The organism is Corallococcus llansteffanensis, assembly GCF_003612055.1.
Lineage (GTDB): Bacteria > Myxococcota > Myxococcia > Myxococcales > Myxococcaceae > Corallococcus > Corallococcus llansteffanensis.
In genome coordinates, this window is sequence record NZ_RAWB01000114.1 from 1 (window position 1) to 20,241 (window position 20,241).

The following is a 20,241-nucleotide window of genomic DNA, read 5'->3' on the forward strand; positions in this document are numbered from 1 at the left end:
CCCCCTCCGCCTTCGCCTTCGCGATGGCCGTCTCCAGCCGGTCCACCGCCCCCCGGTCGATGAGCGCGCCCATGCCCGGCCCCACCTCCAGTCGCGAGGCGCGCCGCACGATGTCGTCCACCAGCGGCTGCACGTCCCCCACCGCGAGCATCACGCTGGCGGCCATGCAGCGCTGCCCCGCGCAGCCGGTGAACGAGTCCACCACCGCCTGCGGCGTGAGCTCCGGATCCGCGTCCGGCACGACGATGAGGTGGTTCTTCGCGCCGCCCAGCGCCAGCACGCGCTTGCCGTGGCGGCTGCCCTCCGCGTACAGGTACCGCGCCACCGGGGACGAGCCCACGAAGGCGAGCGCCTTCACGTCCGGGTGTTCCACCAGCGCGTCCACCGCCGCCTTCCCGCCGTGCACGAGGGAGAAGACGCCGGGCGGGAAGCCCGCCGCGACCATCAGCTCCCCCAGCGCGCACGCGGTCAGCGGCACCTTCTCCGACGGCTTGAGGATGAAGGCATTGCCCAGCGTCACCGCGATGGGGAACAGCCACAGGGGCACCATCGCGGGGAAGTTGAACGGCGTGATGCCGGCCACGACCCCCAGCGGCGCGCGGCGGTACTCGCAGGTGACGCCGCGGCTCACCTCCATGCTCGCGCCGCCATCCAGGTTCTGGAGCGACAGGGCGAAATCACAGACCTCCATGCCCTTGAGCAGCCCCGCGCGGGCCTCCGCCACCGTCTTGCCTGACTCGCTCGCGGCCAGGTTCGCCAGCCGTCGCTGGTGGGTGTCCAGCAGCTCGCGGAAGGCTTGCAGACATTGGGTGCGCTCGCGCAGCGGCGTGAGGCCCCAGTCATGCGCCGCCACCTTCGCGGCCTCCACCGCTTCGGCGACTCCAGACGCGGTCGTCAACGGCAACCGGCCGATGACCTCCCCCGTGTAGGGACTGCGGACGTCCTGCGTCGTCACCTCGGCAGGGAGCACCCACTCCCCGCCCACGAGGTTACGACAAGAGACAACGCTCTCGGGAAACCGAACCAAGGACACGCGCACCCCCCCGGTGTTGCGTGACGAATGAGGCGGCAATGATAGACGCAAGTCGTTGACGCCTGGCAAGGCGGGGGGACACGCGCGGTGGATTCTTCCGCGTCTGCGTGTCTCAAACCCGACCGATGCGAGGGCGGGTGTTCAACGGATCCGGGTGCGTCAACGTGCGCGCCGCGCCTCGTCAGGCCTGGGCGAGCATCCGCTGGTGGCGCTCCGACAGCGCGGACGCATCCGTGAGGCCCCGCAGCTCCGCGATGGCGGTGGCGTCGTCCGTGTCCGGGTTGAGGCCCAGCGAGATGGCCTCCAGGTACAGCTCCAGCGCGAGGAGGAAGCGCGAGTCGGCGGTGAGCGGATCCCCCTGCTCGCGCATCAGCTCGCCGTCCTCGCGCACCAGCCGCGCGAGCATCCGCACCCGGGCGTGGGTGCCGAGCAGCCGCGACGTGGACTCGGCGTCCGCCAGGAGGAGCGTGCCGTACTCCATGCCCAGCACGGAGAGGGCCGTCTCGCGGATGAGCGTGCGCGCGTCCCCATACCGCTTCTCCTTGCGGGCCCGGAGGATGCTGGCGATGGCCGCCACGAACTGCTCGATGGCGCGCTCGATGAAGTCCTTGCGGAGGGACATGGCCCGTGGAGGCTAAGCGCGTCCGGGGGGTCACGCACCTTTCCCACCGGTGACGCCCCCCCTTGCCCCAGGCAACCCAGGGGGTTTCTTTGTTTTCAGCGCCTGGGCGTGAGGACGAGGAAGCCGCTGAACGCACCGCCGGTCTCCGGGGCCCCGCCCTGGAGCGTGGGTGGGTGGAAGCGGGAGATGGCGCCGTCCAGGTAGAGCGCGTCGGTGCAGCCGAGCCGGGACTGGAAGACCTCGGCGAGCGCGCGGACGGGCACCTTGTCGCGGGACAGCACCCAGAACACGCGGCCGGGCGCCTTCGCGTCCACGCCCACGCCGCTGCGCGTGTAGCGGGAGCGTGAACCGGCGAGCGTGGGGTTCAGGGCGCCGTGGGAGAGCAGCAGCGGGCCGGACTGGGTGGCCTGCCGCACGCCCCGGGCGACGCTGGCGTAGGCGGCCGTCTCCACCACGCCCGCGCCCCGGGGCCCGATGAAGAAGACGCCGTTGGGCTGCCAGTAGAAGTTGCCGGAGCCCGCGCGGGTGTTGAGGGGGGAGAGGGATTGGCCGTCCTGTACGAAGAGGCCGGAGGGGACCTCCCCGGGCTCGAAGATGCCGGCGTTGGTGGCGGCGAGCAGGGGCAGCCCCTGCTGTTCCAGGAAGCGCTCCAGGGCCTCGAAGGTCCTGAGCGGCCGACCCGCGGCGTCCTGTCGGAGCAGCCGCAGGTCCACGCGCGACAGGTCCGCGACGACGACGTCGAAGCGCGTCCCCGCGTGGTCGATGACCCGTGTCTCCAGCAGCGGTGAGACCGGCGCGGGGGCGGAGCGGGACGGGCAGGCGGCGAGCCCCACCACGGCGAGGAGCGACGCGAGCAACAGCGAGACACCTGTGGGTTTCATGGCGTGCGTCCTCCCGGCGGAGCCCCGCTCCGCCACATTCATCCTGATTCAACGACCCGACCGCGCAACCCGTTCCGTATCCCGCTCAAGCACGCCTCCCCGTGGCTCACAGGTGATTCGCGGGCGCGCCGCCGTCCATCACCCGGGAGACACACCGTGGGAGCGCATTTCGCGCGGGCACAGCCGCGTCCGTCATCCGAGGCACCGGGCCTGGAATGGGAGGCCGGGGCCCCCCGCCCCGTCGTCCGGGAGGTCATCACCGCGCCGGAGCGGATCCGCGCCATCCTCACCACCGCCGCCGCGCTGGACGCGCCCGCCAGGGCGTCGGGGCCGCTCTGCCGCGGCGGCCTGAGCCACCCGGCGGGGCTCAGACGCTGTACGGCAATTCGACCGTGAAGGTGGCGCCGCGTCCGGGTTCGCTCTCGACGTGGATGACGCCGCCGTGGGCCTCCACCACCTGTCGGGCGATCCACAGCCCGAGCCCCAGGCCTCCGAAGCTGCTCGATGACACCGCGCGCTCGAAGCGGTCGAAGATGCGGGCCTGGGCCTCGAGCGGAATCCCGATGCCGCCATCCCGGACGACGAGCGTGGCCCGATCCGCGCCCGCCTTCACCCACAGCTCCACGGGCTGGCCCGCCCCGTACTTGAGGGCGTTGGAGAGCAGGTTCGTCATCACCTGCTCGATGCGGGTGCGCTCCCACCGGCCCCTCGCCGGCTCCTCGGCGAACACCTGGAGCTGGCAGCCGGAGCGGGTCACTGCTTCGGCGAAGCGGTCCACCACCTCCCGCGACAGCTCCGCCAGGTCACAGTCCTCCACCACGGGCTGGGGCCGGCCCGCGCCCAGGCGGACCACGTCCAGCAGCTCCTCCGTGAGTTCGCCGAGCCGCTGCGCCTGGCCCTGCGCCCGCTCCAGCCGCTCCTTCACGCGGGGGTTCTCCACGTCCCGCACCAGGCCCGTGAGCGAATGGAGCTGGAGCTGGAGGGCCGTGAGGGGCGTGCGCAGCTCGTGCCCGGCGATGGCCAGGAAGTCATCGCGCAGCTGCACCGCCGCCAGCAGCTCCTTCTCCACGCGCTTGCGGTGCTCGATCTCCGACTCGAGCGCCTTGGAGCGCTGCTGCAGGGCGGCGACCTCGCGCAGGCGCTGCTCCTCGAACTGGACCTGCGTATAGGCCTCCGTGGGGCTCACGTGGGCATGCGCGGAGCAGACGTCGTGGAACACCTGCGCGTCCTTCTGCGTCTGGAAGCCACCCATCGCATAGGCACACAGCAGGCTGAACGGGTGCAACCGGCCCAGGTCGTTCCACTGCGCTTCCAACAGCAGCGCGGCCCGGGGGTTCGAGTCCCTCAACAGCAGGTCCACCATCTCGCCGTAGGCGCGGACCCTCCGCCCTCCAGCGCCCCGGAGGCTCTTGTCGAGCACCGGCCCGATGACCTGCTGGAAGCGCTCCTCGTCGGGCATCCCCCAGACCATGAGCTTCGCGAGGGTCTCCCGGGCATCGAGCAGGACGAGCCGCCCGTCCGCCAGGGCGCGCTCCACGTCGAAGCCCATCGCCTTCAGGCGCGCCTTGAAGCCCTTGCGGTGGATCTCCGTGGCGATGATGACCGCGGGCTCACCGGCCTGGAAACCTACCTCCAGGAACCTCGCGACCACGTCGAAGAGGAAGGCCGGATCTTCATAGAACTGGACGCGGTGGCTGCCCCCGGCCGGAGGAGGCGGATGATGCGCGGTGCTTCCCTGGGCCAGGGCGAAATCCATACGCAATCATAGGACCCTTCCAGGAATAAGCACCTCCCTGGTCGTCCAGGTGCCGAGCAGGCAACCTCATCCCCGACCTGACGCTGGAGAGAGGTCGCGTATCGGACGTCACGGCGCTGCGTGGAGGGGCTTTCGTGACTCCCAATACACGCGTGCCGCGGGTACGGAGACGAACTCCCGCTCCGGATAGCGCACCGCGGTCAGCTTCCCGCCGAACACGCAGCCCGTGTCCACGCAGGCCGTGTCGTGGATCCACTCGGCCTCCGGCACGGGTGTATGGCCATACACCACGGTCGCCGGTCCCTGGTACCGGGCAGCCCAATCGGCGCGCACCGGCAGGCCGTACGCGTCCGCCTCGCCCGTCGTCTCGCCGTAGAGCGCGAAGTCGCGCGCCTCGGTGGAGTCGCGCCCGTGCATCTCCGCCTTCAGGCCCGCGTGCGCGACCACCAGCCGGCCGCCATCCAAGACATACTGGAAGGGGCGCCCCTCGATGAAGTCCGCCACCGCCTGCTGGAACTCCGGGGGCTCGCGCTCCAGCTGCGCCAGGGTCACCGCGAGCCCGGCCGACACGCGCATCTCCCGGCCCCGCAGCTTCTTCAGCAGCTTGAGCTCGTGGTTGCCCGGCACGCACAGCGCCGTGCCCGCCTCCACCATGCCCATCACCAATCGCAGCACCCCCGTCACGCCCGGCCCCCGGTCCACGAGGTCGCCCAGGAACACCGCCCTGCGCCCCACCGGCGCGCCCACGTCGAACCCGGGGGTGCCATCCGCGCGCGGCGCGACCGTGTAGCCCAGCTTCGTCAGCAGCGCCGTCAGCTCCTCCAGACACCCGTGGATGTCTCCGATGATGTCGAACGGTCCGTGCTCGTGTGGGAGGTGGCCGGGCACGGGCTGACGCTCGAAGGACACCGCGTCCACCGTCTCCGGCGTGAGCACGTGGAGGTGTTTGAAGCCCTCCTTCGGCAGGCTCCGCAGCGCGTGCTGGAGCTGCTGCACCTGGTTGCGCAGTCCGCGCGGGCTCGCGACCGGGCCGGAGCGCAGCCGGTGGCGCTCCAGGATGAGCGCCTCCGGCAGGTCCAGCACCACCGCCACCAGGGGCACGTGGTGTTCGCGGGCCAGGGCCGCCCACCGCTTGCGGGACTCGGCGCTGAAGGGGACGTCATCAAGGACGGTGAGCAGCCCCCGGGCCAGCCGCCCCGCCACCTCGGCGTGCAGGGTGGCCTCCGCGTCGGCGGCCGCGGACAGCACGTCCGTGGGTGGGAAGTGCTTGCGGGCCAGGGTGGACCTGCCCGAACCGGAGGGACCGATGAGCAGCACGAGGGACTGCTCGGGAATCTGGATCTTCATGATGAGCGCCCCCACGGGCCAGGGTGTCGCCACCTGACATGCCCGCGCGAGTCCCTCACTTCAACGGCAGCAGGTACGCCTCCAGGAACACGTCTGGCTTTTCGAGGTCGCCCGCCGGCACGCGCTGGTAGCCCCGGCGCTGGTACATGCGCGCCACGCCCACCGCGCCCCGGCGCACGTGGAGCGAGATGGCATCCACGCCCCAGCGCCTCGCGAGGACCTCCGTCTCCGCCAGCAGCGGCTGCGCCAGGCCCTGGCCATGGACGCGCACCGACGTGGCGAGGGCGCGCAGGTCCGCCGTGTTGGGCAGCCAGGCCTCGGTGCCGGGCGCGCCCGGCGGGTACAGGGCCACCGTGCCCACGACCTCGCCGTCCAGCTCCGCCACCAGCACCGTGCCCTTCGCGCTGCCGTCCGTCACCCACAGCTCCGGGCCATGCCGCCCGTCATCCGCGACGAAGAAGAGCTGCCGGCCCACCGCCGTGAGGAAGCGCGGCGTGCTGCCTGGCAGCCCGGGCCGCACGTCCTTCACCCGCCGCGACCGCGTGTCGTTGCCGTCCGTCACCCACAGCTCGCGGCCGGACGTGCCGTCATCCGCGACGTAGAAGACCTGCGCGTCCACGGGCACCAGCGCCTCCGGCTTCGAGCCCTCCGCGCCCTTGCGCAGGTCGCCCGCGGGCGAGGCCCACCGTCCACACGGCAGCGGAGCCCCTTGCGCCTGGGCGGCCACCGCCCCTTCGCCGGGAACCTGCTCCGTCAGCACCTCCTCCGGGCCGCAACCGGAGACCAGCAGCAGCAAGAGCACCGGGACGCCAAGCCATGCCGCCATGACACATGCCTCCTCTGGACGGCGCAGTCCGACTGGGAGCACCCGCCCAATTGAAAATTGGTGTCGCCAGCGGAATAAGACAGCGCAACGCTGCCTGCCACCCCTCCAGTGTGTCGTGCGGCCGCCGTTGCGGGCCCGCTTCTGACGCCGGCCCAACCCCCACCCCGTTCGGCGGGCGACTTCGCCAGCTTCATCCGGGAAACAGAGTTGCGCGGATTTTCCGAGGACTTCGTGTCCCCGGCTGCACCGCGTCTCGCCCTGCGGGAGGAGGCGGTGTTCAGGAGCCGGAGCGCAGGACCTTCAGGGCGTCGCGGAAGAGCGCCTGGAAGGTGGCCTCCGGGCCCAGCCGTTCGGTGGCCACGTCCGCGGCCTTCTCCGCCTGGGGCTGCTTGTAGCCCAGGTTGAGCAGGGCGGAGACGAGGTCGGACCTGTTGCCGGACGGCGTGGGCGCCACGGGGGCGGTGCCGCGCGCCACGGCCTCGGTGTGGATGTTCTTCACCTTGTCCTTGAGCTCCAGGACGAGCCGTTCGGCGGTCTTCTTGCCCACGCCGTGGATCTTGGCGAGCCGGGCCACCTCGCCGCGCGCCAATGCCGCGATGAGCTCCGGCACCTCCATGCCGGACAGCACGCCCAGGGCCATGCGCGGACCGATGCGGGACACGCTGTTGAGGAGCAGGAACAGCTCCTCCTCCGGGACGGAGAGGAAGCCGAACAGCTCGAAGGCGTCCTCGCGCACCACGGTGCGGATGCGCACGTCCACCGGCTGGCCGTCCGCGGGCAGCTTCCCCAGTCCAATCGTGGAGAGGTTCACGCGGTAGCCCACGCCCTGCACGTCGATGACGGCGTCCTCGGCGCCCTTCTCCAACAGCGTGCCACGCAAGCGGGCGATCATCGGGCCTCCGGGCGCTTGTACGCGGACGACAGCCGGTCCGCGAGCACCGACGCGGCCCCCTTGCGCTTGCCGTTCGCGGGGGCGCTCGCGCGGGGCAGGCCCACGCGGGAATGGTTGAGGTGACACAGCGCGACGGCGAGCGCGTCACTGGCATCCGCGCGCTCCAGCGTCGCTTCGTCCACGCCGAGCAGCGTGCGCACCATGCGCGCCACCGCGTCCTTGCCGCCCGCGCCGCTCGCGCCCACGGACTTCTTCACGCTCGCGGGGGCGTACTCGTGCACGGGCAGCCCGGCCTGCGCCGCCGCGAGCAGCGCCACGCCGCGCGCGTGCCCCAGCACCAGGGCGCTGCGCGCGTTGCGGAACGTGAAGAGGCCCTCCACCGCCACCGCCTCCGGCGCATAACGCGCGAGCGCGGCGCACAGCGCGGCGTGCAGGTCCTTCAGGCGCTCGGCCAGGGGCGCGGACTCCGGCACCTTGATGACGCCGTGGCCCAGGTGCACGAGCTTGCCCTTCTTCTCCTCCACCACCCCGAAGCCCATGAAGCGGCTGCCAGGGTCCACGCCGAGCACGCGCACCGGCCCGTTCCTTTCCCACGCGCCCTGGAAGGGGCTCACGCGGACAGCGACTCCATCAGGGATTCGTCGATCTCGAAGTTGGCGTGCACGTGTTGCACGTCGTCGTTTTCATCGAGCGCGTCCATCAGCTTCAACAGGCGCTTCGCGTTGTCGCCTTCCACCTTCACGGTGTTCTGCGGCACGAAGGTCCACTTCTGCTCGCCGAGCGCGAGCCCCGCGGCCTCCAGCTTCGAGCCCACCGCGTGCAGGTCCGCCGGCAGGGTGCGCACCTCGAAGCCATCCGGTCCCTGGTCGACGATGTCCTCCGCGCCCGCCTCCAGGGCCTGCTCCATCACCTGGTCCTCGCTGGGGCCGGGCTTCACCACGATGACGCCCTTCTTGTGGAACATCCAGCCCACCGCGCCCTCGGCCCCCATGTTCCCGCCGTGGTTGCTCAGCAGGTTGCGCACGTCGCTGGCGGAGCGATTCCGGTTGTCGGTGAGGCACTCGATGATGAGCGCGACGCCACCGGGGCCGTAGCCCTCGTACGTCACCTCTTCGTAGGACTCGCCCGCCAACTCGCCCGTGCCCTTCTTGATGGCGCGGTCGATGGAGTCGCGGGGGATGTTCGCCTCGCGCGCCAGGCCCATGGCCACACGCAGCCGGGCGTTGCCCGAGGGGTCACCGCCGCCCAGTCGCGCGGCGACGGTCAGCTCCTTGATGAGCTTGGAGTAGAGCTTGCCCTTGGTCGCGCCCATGGCGGCCTTCTGGCGCTTGATCTTCGACCATCGGTTGTGACCGGACATGGCGGCGGCTTGGGCTCGGGGAGGACGGGGCCGCGAGGGCCCACGTCCCCGGCCTTGTGCCCCGTTCAGGCCGCCCGAGTCAAACCCTCACGACGCGTCGTCGGAGCCCGGCTCGTCCATCAGCTCCGGGGCCGGCTCCGAGGTCGGCTCGAACAGGCGCGGTGGGCCCGCGGACTCCCGGGCGCGCTCGCGCTCCTCCACCAGGATGGCGGGCACCAGCACGCCCAGCATGAACAGCCGGGTCGCCGCCTCGTACGACAGCGCCTCCGGGAAGCGGCACTCCAGCAGCATCGCGCGCACGGTGCGCCGCCCGTCGAAGAGGCGCACCACCTGCTCCACGTCCTCGGGCAGCGTGGGCAGCTCGCGCGCCAGCCGGTTGAAGTCCACCGTGAGCCGCGCCGCCAGGGGCAGGCCCCGGACGCGCAGCGCCTCGAAGCGCTCCAGGCCCGGCACCACCTGCTCGCACAGGTACGGGCGGTCCATGGAGAAGGTGCCCCGGTGCAGCTCCGGGCCGAACGTCACCGTGTAGCCGCCCGCGCCGAAACACAGCAGGCGCCGGAACGCGAGGCTGCCGCGCTCGCCGTGGAAGGTCGCGTCCACCACGAGGCCGTGGCGGAAGGTGAAGGAGCCCGTGTCCTCGAGGAGGATGACGCGCCCGGAGCGCACCCCGGACAGGAGCGCGCGCACCAGGTGCACCAGCGGGAGCTGTCCGGTGTGCGCGTCGTAGACGTCCTCCTCGCCGCGCCGGCCCGCCTTGAGCCGCGCGAGCACCGCCACATCCCGGGCGTCCACCGGCTCCACCAGGTATTCGTCCGCGCCCACGCCCGCGGCGAGGTCGCGGTGGAACTCCTCCTGGTGACGCGCCACCAGCAACACCGGCAGGTGCGCCGCCTTCGCGTCCGCCCGGAGCAGCCCGCAGAGGCTGAAGCCATCTCCGTCCGGCAGCTCCGCGTCGATGACCACCAGCCGGGGCAGCGCCTCCGAAGAGGCGAGCCGCGCCAGGGCCTCGCGCATGCCCTCCACGCGCACGGGCTCGAAGCCCTCCGCGAGCAGCGCCTCGGCCACCGCCGGCCGCGCCGCCTCGCCCACCAGCAGCACGCAGCCTCCCGCCTCACCCGACAGGTCGAGTGCGTCACGACCTCCCGCGGGTGTGGAGGACGGAGGGGGCGGCGCGGCGTGAAGATGGGCAACCATGGATTCCCCATTCTTCCAGGGAACAGTCGGGAATGTACAATCTGCCCCCAAGTCCCTGGAATCGTTCGGTTTTGGCCACCGCGCAACCCACGCTAGGGTGCGCGCCCATGACGCGCCTCGTCCTGCTGCTGACCTTCCTCGTCGTGCCCGCCGTGTCCTCCGCCCAGGAGGCGGGCTTCTCGTCCTCGGGGGAAGACCCGCTGGGCTCGGTGGTGGCGCCGGTGATGCTGCCCGCCGGGGGCACGGCGCTCTACGGCTACACGGGCGCGCCGGAGGTGGGGCTGGGGTTCCGGCAGGGCATTGGCGGCTTCGAGATGGAGGCGCGCGGACGCTTCGACTGGTTCAAGCTGGCCGCGTCGCTGGAGGTGCTGGGCCGCAAGGAGGTGCTGCGGCGAGGCGCTTTGCAGCTCGCGCCGTCGCTGGGGCTGGGCCTGGTGCTCAACTCAGGCGCCACGTACATGGACGACGACAACTTCTCCGGCGTGCTGGTGCGCATCCTCCCGGGGCTCGTCGCCAGCTACCGGCTGGGTGACACCGTGGCGCTGCTGGGGCTGGTGGACCTGCCCATCGACCTGGGGCTCACGGGCGAGAAGCAGCGGCGCTTCCAGGCGTTGGGCGGCCTGGGCGTGGAGGTCTACCTGGGCAGTGGCCTGTCGCTGCTCGCGGCGGGACAGGTGGGCGTGGAGACGTTCCAGGAGCGCGCGGGCGCGGGCCATACGCGCCTGGGCTTCAACGCGCGCGTGGGCCTGGGCACGCGGCTGTTCTGACGCTGGGGACTTCTTCCCGCGCCTATTCGGGCGGAGGGCTCTGGCGGGGCGTGCCCATCAGTTCGAGCGCGCGCAGTGCGACGCGGATGAGCGTCTGCGCGCACGGCTCGCAGCCTCCGCCGCAGCACGAAGGCCAGCGCCCTTCCGGGTCGCGCAGGAGCGGGCGCACGCTGGACTGGTAGTAGCCGGGGAGCTGGTGTTCCTCGCTCGCGCGCACGAGCGCGTCGTCGAGGGGCATGGGCAGGGCGGCGGGAACGTCGGACACGGGCCCGTTCATACCAGCGCCTCGCGGGGCTCGCACCTCTGGGGTTCCGCACCCGGGGAGCGGGCTCGCGAGGGCCCTTCTTCAGAGCAGCGAGGTCTGCGCGGGGCTTCCGGCGCAGGCCCGTCCGCGGGCTGGCTCAGAGCAGCGAGGTCTGCGCGGGGGCGTCCGGCGCGGGCCCGTCCGCGGGCTGGCACTGCGAACACCAGTGCGTGTTGCGGCCGCCGACGCGCTGGTGCGACACGGGCGTGGTGCAGCGCGGACACGGCGCGCCCGGCTTGCCGAAGATGTTGCGCCGGTGCAGCGCCTGGCCCTTCACGCCGAAGAGGTCACGCTGCGTGCCGCGCAGGCGCAAGCCCTCCTCCAGCACGTCGCGGATGCCCCGGTGCAGCCGGAGAAGCTCGGCGGGCGACAGCGATGACGCCAGGCGCCGGGGATCGATGCCCGCGGCCCACAGGCTCTCATCCGCGTCGCGGTTGCCCAGCCCCGCGAGCACGCGCTGGTTCAGGAGCACCGTCTTGAGCGGACTGCGCCGACGGCGGAGCAACCGGGCCAGCAGCTCCGGCGTGAAGGTGTCATCGAGCGCCTCCGGGCCCAGCTCCCCCAGCTTCAACTGGGCCGCGAGCCACGACGCAGGGCCCAGCGCCACGCGCGCGTAACCCAGCGTGTCGGAGAACTGCAGCTCGTCATTCCCCTCCAGCGTGAGGACGACGAGCGTGGCCGGGGGCCGCTCGCTGCCCGCGGGCCGGAGGGCCAGCTCGCCCCAGAGCATGAAGTGCAGCGCGAGCGTCTGCCCATCATCCAGCGTCAGCAGCATGAACTTGGCCCGGCGGTCCGCCGCGAGCACCCGCCGGCCGCGCAGGTTCTGGATGAAGTCCTCGGGCGACGCGAAGCGCACCGCCGCCGGCACCAACACCTGCGCATCCACGAAGCGGCGGCCCACCACGGCCTGCTTCAAATCGCGGACGATGATCTCGACCTCGGGGACTTCGGCCACGCGTGCATCCTCCCCTACGCACCAGGAACGTAGGAAGGATTCGAGGTAACGTCATGGGTTGTCCCCCGCTGGGAGGGAGCCTCGTCCGTCCGTCGGGCATCCGACCGGACGAGGCCCTGCCCCACCTCACGTGCGGACGGTGACCTCGGCCACGTCGCGCTCCACCTCGCGGACGTCCACCTTCACGTCCAGGAAGTGCGCCATCGTCTCGCGCTGCGTGAGCGCATGGCTGTCCAGCGCCAGCGTGCGGAAGCTCCCGCCTTTCGCCAGGGCGAGCAGCAGGAGGAGCTGATCACACAGGTGCTCGCCCACCGGGACGTCGGCGTCCAGGTAGCGCTTCACCTTGGCGGCGACCTCCTCGCCCACCGTCTCCGCGCGCTTGCCGCGCTCGCCGAAGCCGGTGAACACCTCCGTCACGTGCTCGCTCTCCACCTCCACGCGCAGCACGTTGCCCGGCCCGAAGGCGCGCTTGAGCTCCTCGCCCCGCTGCTGATCCGGCCGCAGGCCCAGCACGGCGGCCACGGCCTCCAGCTCGCGGCGGGCCACGTCGAAGGGAATGGCCGCGACCTGGGCCACCGCCTCGCGCCGCAACACCCGTCCCCGCTCCATCAGGTGCAGGGGCTGCAGCTTCGCCGGCTGCACGTCCACGCGGAACTTCCCGCCGCCGGCCGGATAGAAGCCAGGGCGCTCCAGCTTCACCTCCACGCGCGGCCCCATGCGGTTGAGCAGCGGCAGGTACGTCTTCTCCAGGAAGTCGAACGGCGGCGCCGCCGGGTTGTGCGTCCCACCTTCCAGCATCAGCGTGGAGGGCCCTTCCGCGTGCAGCAGCGCGGGCAGCACCGTCTGGAGCACCAGCGTCGCGCTGCCCGCCGTGCCCACCGCGAAGTGGTAGTTGCCCGCCGACAGCGCGCGCGGGTGGAAGGAGAGCTGCTTGGAGCCCAGCTCCGCGCCCGTCACCTCCGCGGCGCCCACGACCTCCGCGGCCTTGAGCGCGGTGAGGTGCTGGCGAAGCAGGCCCGGCTTGGCGCGGCCGGCGCGCACGTTGACCATCTCGAAGGGCGTCCCCGTCACCAGCGACAGCGCCAGCGCGGTGCGCAGCACCTGACCGCCCCCCTCCCCCTGTGAACCATCGATGCGGACCATGTGTGTCGTGCTCCTTCGGCGCTCGCGGACGGATGCAGCATCCCATCCCTGATAAAAATAGCGGCGCCCGTTCCCCCACCCTTAACGGCCCTTTCGGACCTCTTGGGGGGAACGGGCGCCTCGGTGGCTTCATCCCGGCATGTGCACCTCGGCTGGACGGCGGGTGGGAACGACGACGTCGTCGGCTATCCCTTCACGCACACCACCTGCTTGAGCGTGTGGACGACCTCCACCAGGTCCGCCTGCGCGGCCATCACGGCATCGATGGGCTTGTACGCGGCCGGCGTCTCGTCGATGACGTCCGCGTCCTTGCGGCACTCCACGCCCTCCGTCGCCTTCGCGTGGTCTTCCAGCGTGAAGCGCTTCTTCGCCGCGGCACGCGACATCACCCGGCCCGCGCCGTGGCTGCACGAATGGAAGGCGTCCGCGTTTCCCTTCCCGCGGACGATGTACGAACGCGCTCCCATGCTGCCGGGGATGATTCCCATATCCCCGGCGCGCGCCCGCACCGCGCCCTTGCGGGTCACGAAGCAGTTCTTCCCGAAGTGGTGCTCGCGCGAGATGTAGTTGTGGTGGCAGTTCACCGCCGACTCGGCCAGCTCGAACGGAGGCAGCTCACCGCTCGCCTTCAGGGCCTCCACCGTCGAGCGCAGCATGAGCTCGCGGTTCATCGCCGCGAAGTCCTGCGCCCAGCTCACCGCGAACACGTAGTCGTCGAAGTGCTCCGTCCCCTCCGGCAGGTACGCCAGGTCCGCGTCCGGCAGGTGGATGTGGAAGCGGCTCATGTCCTTCTTCGCCAGCTCGATGAAGTGGCTTCCGATGCGGTTACCCACCCCGCGCGACCCGGAGTGCAGCATCAGCCACACGCCATCCGCCTCATCGAGGCACAGCTCGATGAAGTGGTTTCCGGTCCCCAGCGTTCCCAGGTGACCCAGCTGCGGCCCACGGCCGATGTGGGGATGCTTCGCGACGATCTGCTCGTACCCGCTCACGAGCGACGCCCACGCGGCCGTATGCGTCGCGGGCGAATCCTTCCAGGCGCCGCGGTCGTTACGGCCGCCGTTGTCCGTGCGGCCGTGGGGCACCGCCGCCTCGATGGCCGAGCGAACCCCGCGCAGCGAGTCCGGCAGCTGATCCGCGCGCAGCGTCGTGCGCACGGCGATCATCCCGCATCCGATGTCCACGCCCACCGCCGCCGGCACCACCGCGCCCACCGTGGGCACCACGCTCCCGACCGTCGCGCCGTAACCGCGGTGCACGTCCGGCATCACCGCGACCCACTTGTGGATGAAGGGCAGGCCCCGGAGGTTGCGAAGCTGCTCCTTCGCCTCGTCCTCGAACGGCACCCCCACCGTCCACGCCTTGATGGGGCGACCCGCAGCATCCGACAGCACTTCGTAGTTCGTGTTCTCGCGGTCCATGGCCTTCACCCTTCCTCGGTCGTTCGACCGGGCTCTGTGTCCCGGTCACGTGGGGGAGCTAGAGCAGCCGCCGTGCCAACGCCGCTTCCGAGGGAGCCCCCCACCCGGGGCTGGAGTTCTCTATCCCATGGGATAAGTTCCTATCTTGATGGCTCAAAAGACCAAGGCGCGGCGAACGGTCGTCATCGGGATGCTGGGAACAACGCTCGACACGGGCATGGGGGCGCAGCGCTGGACGCGGTGGCGCCCCACGGTGGCGCTGTGCCAGCAGGAGGACCTGGTGGTGCACCGGCTGGAGCTGCTGCATCCGCCCCGGGTCACGTCGCTGGCCCAGGTCATCCAGGAGGACATCGCCCAGGTGTCGCCGGAGACGCAGGTGCGCCTGACGTCCCTGGACATCCGTGACCCCTGGAACCTGGAGGAGACGTATGGCGCGCTGTTGGACCACGTGCGCGCCCACCCCTTCCATCCGGAGGAAGAGGACTACCTGGTGCACATCACCACGGGCACGCACATCGCGCAGATCTGCATGTTCCTGCTGGTGGAGAGCCGGCTGATTCCAGGCCGGCTGGTGCAGACGTCGCCGGGAAACGCCGGCTCGCGGTCGGCTTCGGGCACGCACACCCTCATCGACCTGGACCTGTCGAACTACGACACGCTGGCGGCGCGCTTCCGACAGCAGCAGCGCGAGGGCCTGTCCTTCCTCAAGTCCGGCATCGACACGCACAACGCCGCGTTCAACCGGCTCATCGAGCGCATCGAACAGGTGGCGGTGCAGTCCCGCGCGCCGCTCCTGCTGACGGGGCCCACGGGCGCGGGCAAGTCGCAGCTCGCCAAACGCATCTATGCGCTGAAGAAGTCGCGCAACCAGGTGGTGGGCCCGTTCGTGGACCTCAACTGCGCCACGCTGCGCGGCGACGGCGCCATGTCCACCCTCTTCGGCCACGTGAAGGGGTCCTTCACCGGCGCGGTGGGTGACCGGCCCGGGTTGATGCGACAGGCGAACGGGGGCGTGCTGTTCCTGGACGAGATTGGGGAGCTGGGCGCGGACGAGCAGGCCATGTTGCTGCGCGCGCTAGAGGACAAGCGGTTCCTGCCGGTGGGCGCGGACAAGGAGGCGGAGAGCGACTTCCAGCTCATCGCCGGCACCAACCGCGACCTCCAGCTCGACGTGGAGCGGGGGCGCTTCCGCGAGGACCTGCTCGCCCGCATCAACCTGTGGACCTTCCGGCTGCCCGCGCTGCGCGAGCGCCCGGAGGACATCGCGCCCAACCTCCAGTTCGAGCTGGATCAAGCCTCGCAGGCGCTGGGCACCCGGGTGACGATGAGCAAGGAGGCGCAGGAGCACTTCCTGCGCTTCGCCACATCTCCCGAAGGCCGGTGGAACGGCAACTTCCGCGACCTCAACGCGGCCGTGCTGCGCATGTCCACGCTCGCGGCCGGGGGACGGATGACACGCGAGGTGGTGGACGAAGAGCTGGAGCGGCTGCGCGCCCAGTGGCGCCCCGCGGGAGCAGCGGTGTCAGCTCACGATGACGTGCTGGCGGAGGTGCTGGGCCCGGCTCGCGCGGCGGAGCTGGACCGGTTCGACCGCGTGCAGCTCGCGGACGTGGTGGGCGTGTGCCGCTCCGCGCGCTCGCTGTCGGACGCGGGGCGGACCCTGTTCTCGCAGTCGCGAGCGCAGAAGAAGAGCGTCAACGACGCGGACCGGCTGCGGAAGTACCTGGCGCGCTTCGGGCTCGGCTGGGCGGACGTGAGCGGGCGCGGGATGACGGACGCGGAGTGACGCGTGCGCAGAGGCTCGCACCCGGGCAGGAATGAACAGGCGCGCTGTCGCGGATGCTGAGTGAGCCGGCTCCGCGAAGCGCGCACCTGGGCGGGAATGAACAGGCGCGCTGTCGCGAAGGTCAGGGGACGCGTGCTCAGCGGAACTGCTCCTTCAGCACACGGCATCGCGCCGTGGTCCCGGCCTCGTCGGGCACGACGGTTGTTCCTTGCGCAGACGACGGAGCCACCGGCACGGGCGCGCCGGGTGACGCGTGCGTGTCCGTCCCTTGCAGCCAGGCTGCGGGGACCATGCACTCGACGGATAGTGGCCCCTGGAACGTGGCGGTCAGGTCCGCGTCCTGCGTTCGCACCGTGCCGTGCACCTCGCGTCCAGTGACGTTCAACTCCAACGTCCCCTCATCCGCGAGCGTCGGAGGACCGGACGGCCCACGAAGCTCCGCCGAGGCCAGCCCCACCTGAAGCGGCATCCGGGTGAGCCGCGCCGTGGCGTGCTTCGTCTTCGGGAACGCGGGCTCCACCGGAGCAAGGACGGCCCACTGACGTCCGCCTTGCGCCTGCGCGCTCAACGCGACCTCCAACGCGGGAGGCGCCTCCCCTTCGGTGAAGGTGGCCATGAGCCGCACGGAGGGAGCTTCGAAGGTGCCCGCGTCCGTCCGCACCACCACCGCACCCGGTGGCTGCGGACGTTCGGGCGCCTTCAAGGCAACGGCCTTCGACGGAGATACGGGCGCATCCGGCGGATGCGCCCGCTCCTCCCTCGGCTTCGCGCAGGCCCCGACGAGCAGCAGCGCCAGCAGGGCCTCGTGCCGCACGCTCAGCACCCCACCTGCAGGAGCATCGCGCTGACGGTGGTGTTGTCGTTCTCGCGCAGCTCGGACACCGCGCCCTCCGGATCCATGTCCAGATAGACGTAGTACGTGTTGAAGGGCAGGCCCGCGGGCACCGTGAAGCCCAGCGAGTACGTGCCCTCCGAGAAGGCCGCGAGCGAATGGCCGTAGGTGGCCACGACGTTCGTGGACTCGCTGTAGCCATTCGGCGGCGTGGTCGGGCTCAGCCTCACGCGCAACGTGTAGGACGCGACCGCGGCGTTGCCCAGGTTGCCCACGTAGAACTTCACGCTCGTGGCCGTGTTGCGACACACGGACCGGGTGACGGCGGGATCCAACGTCTGCGCCACGTCCCCCACCACGCCCATCGCGGACGGCAGCAAGTTGGGCTTCGTCTGCGTGTAGCCATACAGATCGCGCATGCCCTGCGCGTTCGTGGGCCACAGGGTGGAAGCCTCGTAGCCTCCCGTCACCAGGTGCGGGGGTGAGGTGCGCAGGATGCTGTGCCCGCCCTCGTGCTTGAAGCCGAAGAAGTGCCCCGCCTCGTGCACGAACGTGCTCCGGCCCGACGTGCCGAACGCGTTCCCGTTGCGCGGCGTGAAGTCCAGGTCGCTGGCGATGCAGACGTCCGCCTCGTCGATGCCGTTGCTCCCGATGAAGCACACGCCCACCGTGGAGTACGTCACGCCGTTGTTCCCATCGATGGCCGCCCGGCTGCACAGGCCGATCTCGTTCTGGCCATCGCTGTGGTCCAACGCGCAGTCCGTCACCGGGTTCACGTTGAAGGCGCTCACGATGTGCGACAGGTCATCCCACTGCCGCAGCCCGTTCCAGTACGCCGTGTTGACGTTGCCGGAGTCCGGGATGCTGCACCGGTTCCGCGACACCGCCGGCCCGCTGTACCACTTCACCGGCGAGCCGTTGCACGTGTCCCACGCGGCGGCCCCCGCCTCCAGGCTGCCCAGCGCCAGCACCGCGACGAAGCCCGCGATCCTCGTTGTCCTCATGGCGAACCTCATCACGGCTGGCCGGGCGGGACGTCCCGCTCGGGTTGGGAGGGAACGATGCCCATCGTGGGTGCCTGGAGCGACGCGGGCGTCACCGGCACGGACAGCGAGGACGCGGTGGCGACAGGCTCCTCGCGGAACGCTCCCGTCACGCTCAGCCCGCGCGCGCGCAGGTGGTTCTGGAGCAGCGCGACGAACGCCTCGGGCGCCAGCGCTTCCGGAAGCCCGGCGACGTCCACGCCCGCGCGCAGGGCCGGACGGCCTCCCTGCAACTCCACCGTCTCGAACACCGGCGCCGTCCACCGCACGCCCGCCGTCCCCAGGCCGGCCACGAGTCCACCCTCGGGCCCCACGAGCACCTCCCGGCCGCCCACCGACTCCACGCGGAAGGCATGCCCGTCGAGCACCGGCGACAGGCTCCACCCGGTGTTGCGCAGGAACACCACGTAGCGCGCGCCCAGGACGAAGCGGGGCACGTGGCTGACGACGAGCTGCCGTCCATCCGGCAGCAGCCCTCCAGCCTGCTTGAGCCGCAGCTCCCGGGGCGCTTCCCCCAGGTGCGCGCGCACGTTCCCCAGCGTCACCACCGTCCAGGGCCCGGTGCGCGGCGAGGACTCGGAGCGCAGGTCGATGACGTCCCCCTCCACCACCGAGGCCGTCTGGTCGAGCAGGCTCAAGAGGCCATCCACCGCGCGCGGCGGCCGGAGCGTGGCCTCCGCGGCCAGGGAACGCTCCTGGACCTCGCGTGAGCCTTCATCCCCTACAGGGGCGGTACAACCCGAGCCCCCCGCCACGCCGCCCAGGAGCGCGAGCGCGAGTCGCGCCCGGCCCCTCCATCGGGTTGTCGTCCACGGCTTGCCCACGCGCATCACGTCCGCTCCCTTCGTGTCTTCAGTGGATGAGATAGAAGGCGTCCTGCCGGGGCACGAAGAACTTCCAGCCTTCGTCCGTCAGGTACGCCGGATCTTCCTGCATCACCGCCACCCGCTGCCCGTCCCACTCTGGCACGGCGGTGACGGTGTTGAGCTCCACGGCGAGGTAGGAGCCCTTGCGAAGCAGCCGGGGCGCTTCCTTGCGCGAGGCCGCGCGGAAGTCGATGGAAGCCCCCAGCCCATGGCCCTGCGCGCCCAGCGGGTGGCTGTACACCTTGGCCTCGATGCCCCGCTCCTTCATCTCCGCCATCGTCGCGTCGTAGACGTCCGCGGACGAGCGTCCGGGCCGCGACGCGCGCAGCATCATCGCGTCCTGCAGCGCCTGCGTGTTCGCCAGCGCGCGCTTCAACCCCTCCGGCACGTCCTTCTCCCCGTCCCGCAGCACGTAGGCCATCTTCTGCCAGTCCGTGCTCAGCCCCAGGGCCGTGACGCCGAAGTCCACGTGCAGCAGGTCCCCGCGCTGGATGACCACGGCCTCGTCCGCCACCGCCAGGAACCCGCGTGAGAAGCCGTCCTTCATGCCCTGGCGTTGCACGCGCAGGTCCGGTTGGAACCACGTGCCCACGCGCGCCTCCCACAGCGCGTCGTACAGCCAGCGGCGCACCTCGCCCACCGTCGTCTTCCCGGGCACCACCACCTCGTTGGAGAGCGCGCGCTTCACCAGCGACTCCGTCAGCACCACCAGCTCACGGTACGGCGCGAACTCCCCGGGCAGCCGCGTGTCCAGGTACTCCTCGATGAGCGGCGCCGCGCTCACGAAGCGCGCCTCGGCCTGGGGGCCCAGCGCCTCCACCAGCCACTGGTAGCTGTCATGCGTCAGGCTGCGCGTCACCCCGCGCTTGCCGCCGATGCCCAACGCGATGGTGCGCGGGTGGTGGCGCGCCTCCAGCTCCGCGAGCACCTCCTCCGGCTTGCGCCCTTCCGTGGGCACTTCGAAGAACCGGGTCACCGCCTCCGTGGCGTAGCCCGTCAGCGCGACCTTCTTCAGCCCCGCGTCCCCCGCGTCCACGAAGACGAACACGTCGCGGTTGCCCACGTAGGGCATCGGCGGCGCGACCCAGGCCGTCAGCGGATCATCGTGGAACTCCTCGTTGATGACGACCCACATGCCCACACCGTGGCGGCGCATCATGTCGAGCAGCAGCGCGTGTCGCTCCTTCAGCCACGACGCGCGCAGGGCCCATTC

At 71.2% G+C, this 20,241-nt stretch carries 19 protein-coding genes and 1 pseudogene; 2 read left to right on the forward strand and 18 right to left on the reverse strand.

Going from position 1 to position 20,241, the window contains the following annotated elements; translation table 11 throughout:
* The 10 genes and pseudogenes from D7V93_RS13260 to D7V93_RS13305 form a co-directional block, all read right to left on the reverse strand.
* On the reverse strand, positions 1-1,033 hold a 1,033-nt coding region (locus tag D7V93_RS13260), incomplete at its 3' end, for an aldehyde dehydrogenase family protein (protein WP_120643773.1).
* A gap of 181 nt (positions 1,034-1,214) precedes the next feature.
* Complete coding sequence (locus D7V93_RS13265; RefSeq protein ID WP_120643757.1) at positions 1,215-1,655, reverse strand: hypothetical protein; 441 nt, start codon at positions 1,653-1,655, stop codon at positions 1,215-1,217.
* A 95-nt stretch (positions 1,656-1,750) separates the two neighbouring features.
* Positions 1,751-2,536, reverse strand: a complete 786-nt coding sequence (locus D7V93_RS13270; protein WP_158623731.1) for a phosphodiester glycosidase family protein — start codon at positions 2,534-2,536, stop codon at positions 1,751-1,753.
* 367 nt (positions 2,537-2,903) lie between these two features.
* Positions 2,904-4,292 carry an ATP-binding protein gene (locus D7V93_RS13275; protein WP_120643759.1) on the reverse strand — a complete coding sequence of 463 codons (1,389 nt, stop codon included), beginning with the start codon at positions 4,290-4,292 and terminating at the stop codon, positions 2,904-2,906.
* A gap of 108 nt (positions 4,293-4,400) precedes the next feature.
* Positions 4,401-5,639, reverse strand: a complete 1,239-nt coding sequence (locus D7V93_RS13280) for an AAA family ATPase (RefSeq protein WP_120643774.1) — start codon at positions 5,637-5,639, stop codon at positions 4,401-4,403.
* A 55-nt stretch (positions 5,640-5,694) separates the two neighbouring features.
* Positions 5,695-6,036, reverse strand: a pseudogene (locus D7V93_RS44905) (GNAT family N-acetyltransferase); the annotation flags it as partial.
* Positions 6,037-6,742: 706 nt separating this feature from the next.
* Entirely contained in the window at positions 6,743-7,357 is a 615-nt protein-coding gene (ruvA, locus tag D7V93_RS13290; RefSeq protein WP_120643760.1) for a Holliday junction branch migration protein RuvA, read from the reverse strand.
* Complete coding sequence (gene ruvC / locus D7V93_RS13295; RefSeq protein WP_120643776.1) at positions 7,354-7,932, reverse strand: crossover junction endodeoxyribonuclease RuvC; 579 nt, start codon at positions 7,930-7,932, stop codon at positions 7,354-7,356. The genes ruvA and ruvC overlap by 4 nt, the downstream gene beginning before the upstream one ends.
* Positions 7,933-7,967: 35 nt before the next feature.
* Positions 7,968-8,717 (reverse strand): YebC/PmpR family DNA-binding transcriptional regulator, encoded by a 750-nt coding sequence (locus tag D7V93_RS13300; RefSeq protein ID WP_120643761.1) that lies wholly within the window; start codon positions 8,715-8,717, stop codon positions 7,968-7,970.
* 87 nt (positions 8,718-8,804) lie between these two features.
* Positions 8,805-9,911: a response regulator gene (locus D7V93_RS13305; RefSeq protein WP_120643762.1), complete on the reverse strand. Its 1,107-nt coding sequence runs from the start codon at positions 9,909-9,911 to the stop codon at positions 8,805-8,807.
* A gap of 107 nt (positions 9,912-10,018) precedes the next feature.
* On the opposite strand from D7V93_RS13305, the gene D7V93_RS13310 reads away from it, so the two are divergent.
* Entirely contained in the window at positions 10,019-10,678 is a 660-nt protein-coding gene (locus D7V93_RS13310) for a hypothetical protein (RefSeq protein ID WP_120643763.1), read from the forward strand.
* Between the two features lie 22 nt (positions 10,679-10,700).
* On the opposite strand, the gene D7V93_RS13315 is transcribed toward D7V93_RS13310, so the two are convergent.
* The 4 genes from D7V93_RS13315 to D7V93_RS13330 form a co-directional block, all read right to left on the reverse strand.
* On the reverse strand, positions 10,701-10,955 hold the full coding sequence (locus tag D7V93_RS13315) for a hypothetical protein (protein WP_120643764.1): 255 nt from the start codon (positions 10,953-10,955) through the stop codon (positions 10,701-10,703).
* A 124-nt stretch (positions 10,956-11,079) separates the two neighbouring features.
* On the reverse strand, positions 11,080-11,937 hold the full coding sequence (gene mutM / locus D7V93_RS13320) for a DNA-formamidopyrimidine glycosylase (protein ID WP_120643765.1): 858 nt from the start codon (positions 11,935-11,937) through the stop codon (positions 11,080-11,082).
* 126 nt (positions 11,938-12,063) lie between these two features.
* Entirely contained in the window at positions 12,064-13,080 is a 1,017-nt protein-coding gene (gene rtcA / locus D7V93_RS13325; protein WP_120643766.1) for an RNA 3'-terminal phosphate cyclase, read from the reverse strand.
* Between the two features lie 185 nt (positions 13,081-13,265).
* Entirely contained in the window at positions 13,266-14,501 is a 1,236-nt protein-coding gene (locus tag D7V93_RS13330; RefSeq protein ID WP_120643767.1) for an RtcB family protein, read from the reverse strand.
* 148 nt (positions 14,502-14,649) lie between these two features.
* Between D7V93_RS13330 and rtcR the strand changes: the two genes are divergently transcribed.
* Entirely contained in the window at positions 14,650-16,287 is a 1,638-nt protein-coding gene (rtcR, locus tag D7V93_RS13335; RefSeq protein ID WP_120643768.1) for an RNA repair transcriptional activator RtcR, read from the forward strand.
* 136 nt (positions 16,288-16,423) lie between these two features.
* Here the strand turns inward: rtcR and D7V93_RS13340 are convergent, their stop codons facing one another.
* The 4 genes from D7V93_RS13340 to D7V93_RS13355 form a co-directional block, all read right to left on the reverse strand.
* Complete coding sequence (locus tag D7V93_RS13340; protein ID WP_147451160.1) at positions 16,424-17,101, reverse strand: hypothetical protein; 678 nt, start codon at positions 17,099-17,101, stop codon at positions 16,424-16,426.
* 2 nt (positions 17,102-17,103) lie between these two features.
* Positions 17,104-18,123 (reverse strand): CARDB domain-containing protein, encoded by a 1,020-nt coding sequence (locus D7V93_RS13345; RefSeq protein WP_158623733.1) that lies wholly within the window; start codon positions 18,121-18,123, stop codon positions 17,104-17,106.
* Between the two features lie 11 nt (positions 18,124-18,134).
* Positions 18,135-18,992 (reverse strand): hypothetical protein, encoded by an 858-nt coding sequence (locus D7V93_RS13350; RefSeq protein ID WP_147451161.1) that lies wholly within the window; start codon positions 18,990-18,992, stop codon positions 18,135-18,137.
* Between the two features lie 22 nt (positions 18,993-19,014).
* A partial coding sequence (locus D7V93_RS13355) for a M24 family metallopeptidase (RefSeq protein WP_120643772.1) occupies positions 19,015-20,241 on the reverse strand: 1,227 nt, incomplete at its 5' end.